This window comes from Paenibacillus sp. 3LSP, assembly GCF_032465655.1.
In the GTDB taxonomy this organism is placed as follows: Bacteria; Bacillota; Bacilli; order Paenibacillales; family Paenibacillaceae; genus Fontibacillus; species Fontibacillus barengoltzii.
The window spans coordinates 1-3623 of record NZ_JAWDJI010000174.1 but is presented as its reverse complement, the minus strand read 5'-3'; the positions used below and the strand labels follow the sequence as shown (position 1 = coordinate 3623).

2 protein-coding genes and 8 tRNA genes are annotated in these 3623 nt (G+C 49.2%); all 10 read left to right on the top strand.

The features are described 5' to 3' along the window. Window positions 1–120: 120 nt before the first annotated feature. The 10 genes from RW092_RS14790 (at window position 121) to RW092_RS14745 (ending at window position 3455) form a co-directional block, all read left to right on the top strand. Window positions 121–212 (top strand) — tRNA-Ser (locus tag RW092_RS14790). Window positions 213–231: 19 nt separating this feature from the next. Continuing rightward, window positions 232–308 (top strand) — tRNA-Met (locus RW092_RS14785). 9 nt (window positions 309–317) lie between these two features. Further along, window positions 318–393 (top strand) — tRNA-Val (locus RW092_RS14780). A gap of 34 nt (window positions 394–427) precedes the next feature. After that, window positions 428–503: transfer RNA gene (locus tag RW092_RS14775), tRNA-Thr, on the top strand. Between the two features lie 9 nt (window positions 504–512). Continuing rightward, window positions 513–589 (top strand) — tRNA-Asp (locus tag RW092_RS14770). Between the two features lie 83 nt (window positions 590–672). Further along, window positions 673–745: transfer RNA gene (locus RW092_RS14765), tRNA-Phe, on the top strand. Window positions 746–797: 52 nt separating this feature from the next. Then, window positions 798–883 (top strand) — tRNA-Tyr (locus RW092_RS14760). 8 nt (window positions 884–891) lie between these two features. Beyond that, window positions 892–964, top strand: a tRNA-Lys gene (locus RW092_RS14755). A gap of 134 nt (window positions 965–1098) precedes the next feature. Further along, window positions 1099–2199 carry a PucR family transcriptional regulator gene (locus RW092_RS14750; protein ID WP_316010568.1) on the top strand — a complete coding sequence of 367 codons (1101 nt, stop codon included), beginning with the start codon at window positions 1099–1101 and terminating at the stop codon, window positions 2197–2199. A gap of 134 nt (window positions 2200–2333) precedes the next feature. Beyond that, a complete protein-coding gene (locus RW092_RS14745) occupies window positions 2334–3455 on the top strand; it encodes an ABC transporter ATP-binding protein (RefSeq protein WP_016314057.1) in 1122 nt (373 codons plus the stop codon). Window positions 3456–3623: the final 168 nt, after the last annotated feature.

The following is a 3623-nucleotide window of genomic DNA, read 5'->3' as shown; positions in this document are numbered from 1 at the left end:
GTGCAGCAATGCATGGAGCTGACAGGTACTAATCGGTCGAGGGCTTATCCAAAACACACTAAAATGCAGATTGAGTTTCGTATCCAGTTTTCAAGGATTAAACCTTGATTTTTATGGCTTGGAGAGATACCCAAGTGGCTATAAGGGGACCCTCTGCTAAGGGGTTAGACTGCGTAAGCGGTGCGAGGGTTCGAATCCCTCTCTCTCCGCCATTTGTACAAGCTTAACTGTGGCGGCGTAGCTCAGCTGGCTAGAGCGTACGGTTCATACCCGTGAGGTCGGGGGTTCGATCCCCTCCGCCGCTACCATAATATTTCGGAGGCTTAGCTCAGCTGGGAGAGCATCTGCCTTACAAGCAGAGGGTCGGGGGTTCGATCCCCTCAGCCTCCACCATGATCTTTATTTGAAACATCATAATTTACACCGTGCCGGTGTAGCTCAATTGGTAGAGCAACTGACTTGTAATCAGTAGGTTGGGGGTTCAAGTCCTCTCGCCGGCACCATTCTCTTGCGGAGCCGTGGTGTAGAGGCCTAACATGCCTGCCTGTCACGCAGGAGACCGCGGGTTCGAATCCCGTCGGCTCCGCCATTTATTTGAATATTTCCACCGTAAAGTGGGAAAGTGTTCAACTTCACCGCTTTATTTTTTTGGGTTTTTACCGTGTAATGTATGGCTCGGTAGCTCAGTTGGTAGAGCAGAGGACTGAAAATCCTCGTGTCGGCGGTTCGATTCCGTCCCGAGCCACTTTTATGCTTCCAGCATCAGATTGGACTGATTTGGGTAGCATAACACATATGGAGGCTTAGCGAAGTGGCCAAACGCAGCAGACTGTAAATCTGTTCTCTTACGAGTTCGGTGGTTCGAATCCATCAGCCTCCACCAGTTTTTATGAGCCATTAGCTCAGTTGGTAGAGCACCTGACTTTTAATCAGGGTGTCGAAGGTTCGAGTCCTTCATGGCTCATGATCCAAAGCCGTTAACCTTAGGGTTGACGGCTTTTTTGCGCGTTCAGCAGGACGAGGATTTAGGTTTGCTCCGGCAGTTATGATAAAATAAGTCTAATAAACTCGAAAACGCATGGAAAGAAAGGCTACGCTATGGAGATCAAATTGCTAAAGCAACAAGTGGAGAGCGTCATCGGTACATTGCTGTCGGAGAGCGTATGGGAGACAAAGGACTGGAACGAAGTTGTAAGAGCCGAGAGTCCTATGGAATCTGGTCCATATCGCGTAAATGAGCGATGGATTTGGTTCGTCGAGCAGCATCAAGGAGGCGTGCGTGTACTTGAATCAGAGGTTGCCAAAGTAACGGATTCTGAAGCCCGGTTGATTCAAATGCTCCTGACGGCTGCCCGAGAGCCGGCAACGCCTTCCTCTAACTTGAAGCGAGAGGATGAAATGCGCAGTATTCAGTTGGGGGAGTGGCTGGAGGAACGCTTGGAGCAAGGAGAGCTGACTCAACCGTTGCCTGATCACTTGACCTTGAAGGCGAAGCTCAAGGGGAGGATGTTGCCCTTTTTACTGAGTTGGGAAAGTTCGGGACAAGGGCAGGCGATTTCTTTTTCAAAGCTAAACAAGCTGTTGAAGAGCTACTTCGGGGGCGAAGTGGTTCTGGCTCCGCTGAAGGAGGCGTGGTTGATTCTCCTGGGTGAAGAGTTGTTTATGAGCCTGCGGGAGGAGAGCGAAGAGGCGGCGGAAACGGAACGCGACCTGATGGCTGCCTTATGCCAAGGCTTGTACGAGCTGGTGACCAACGAATGGGTTGGAGGATTTCACCTTACGGTCGGGAGCGCCTTGATTGACGAGAACGAATTGGTGTCTGCTACGTTGTTTTTGCGTCAAACGTTGTCCCTCGGTCGAGTGTTTAATGTAACAGATCCCATCCATTTCCCTTGGGAACTGAGGCTGGAGCGGTTGGTGTACAGCATACCGGAAGAGCAACGCCGGCAATTTGCTTTGGAGCTTGGGGATCGTGCAGATTTGCTGCAGGATGAGGAGATTCGAACCACGCTTGAGACGTTTTTTGCCCTGGACTGCAATGTGAGTGAGACCGCGAAACGGCTATATATTCACCGGAACACGTTATTATATCGTATGGATAAATTCAAACAGGAAACCGGGTTGGATGTCAGAACGTTTAACGACGCAGTTTTGGTCAAGCTCGAGCTGCTATTGTATAAAGTGACGAAAAGGCTTTAAGATTTTTGTGCAGTTTGTGGATGGATGGGCAGCCCCCTATCGTCTAATATATAAATATAAAATGTATCCGATTTCATAAAGCATAGAACCAATACCCTAATACCACCAAATTAAAGTAATGGGAGGACGAAGACATGGCAGGCGTACGTTTAGAACACATTTACAAAAAATACCCGGGTGCTGCTAAAGCAACTGTAGAAGACATCAACCTTGATATTAAGGATAAGGAATTCCTCGTACTGGTAGGACCTTCCGGTTGCGGTAAATCCACAACGCTTCGGATGATCGCTGGTTTGGAAGAAATTACAGAAGGTAAATTGTACATCGGCGACCGCGTCGTAAACGACGTTGCTCCGAAAGACCGCGACATCGCGATGGTATTCCAATCCTACGCGCTGTATCCGCACATGAACGTATATCAAAACATGGCGTTCGGTTTGAAACTGCGTAAAGTGAAGAAAGATGAAATCGACCGTCGCGTTCGCGAAGCAGCTAAAATTCTCGACATCGAGCATTTGCTGGATCGCAAACCGAAAGCTCTTTCCGGTGGTCAACGTCAACGGGTTGCCTTGGGCCGCGCCATTGTCCGCGATCCTCAAGTGTTCCTGATGGACGAACCGCTTTCCAACTTGGATGCTAAACTGCGCGGTCAAATGCGCGCGGAAATTACGAAGCTGGTTAAACGTCTGGAAACGACTTGCATCTACGTAACACATGACCAAATCGAAGCTATGACGATGGGTGACCGGATCGTCGTTATGCATGACGGTATCATCCAACAAGCTGCTTCTCCAGAAGAGCTGTACAACCAACCAGGCAACATCTTCGTAGCTGGCTTTATCGGTTCGCCTACGATGAACTTCGTGAACGGTACTTTGGTGGAAGAAGCAGGCACCGTTCGTTTCAGAGCTACCAACATGGATGTTGTTGTGCCTCAAGGTAAAGCAACAATCCTGAGAGATAAAGGCTACATCGGCAAAGACGTTATCATGGGTATTCGTCCTGAGGACATCCATGAAGAGCCAGTATTCCTGGAGGCTTCGCCGCAAACGACCTTTACTGCTAACGTGTATCTGACGGAAAACCTGGGTCACGAAATGCAATTGTACCTGAACGGTGCAGGCAGCGACGGCCTGATCGCTCGTGTAGACGGCCGTTCCAATACACGTGAAGGCGACAACGTTAAACTGGCGATCGATATGAACAAAATTCATATCTTCGACAAAGAAACAGAACGCAACGTGTTCTTCAGCTAATTTGTTACGCGATGAAGAAACCGCCCTTCGGGGCGGTTTTTTTGTTAGGCAGGGGCAAAAAAGCTGCAGTGGGGCGATTCCTAGGCGGCTCACGGCGATAGTGTAAAATCTCTGTGGGTGTAGGAATTGGAAAAAGCGGATATAGAAAAAGAGCTTCTCCCTTGGTAA

Coding starts and splice junctions, on each gene's coding strand:
- RW092_RS14745 (WP_016314057.1), top strand. CDS start 2,334: ATGGCAGGCGTACGTTTAGAACACATTTACAAAAAATACCCGGGTGCT.
- RW092_RS14750 (WP_316010568.1), top strand. CDS start 1,099: ATGGAGATCAAATTGCTAAAGCAACAAGTGGAGAGCGTCATCGGTACA.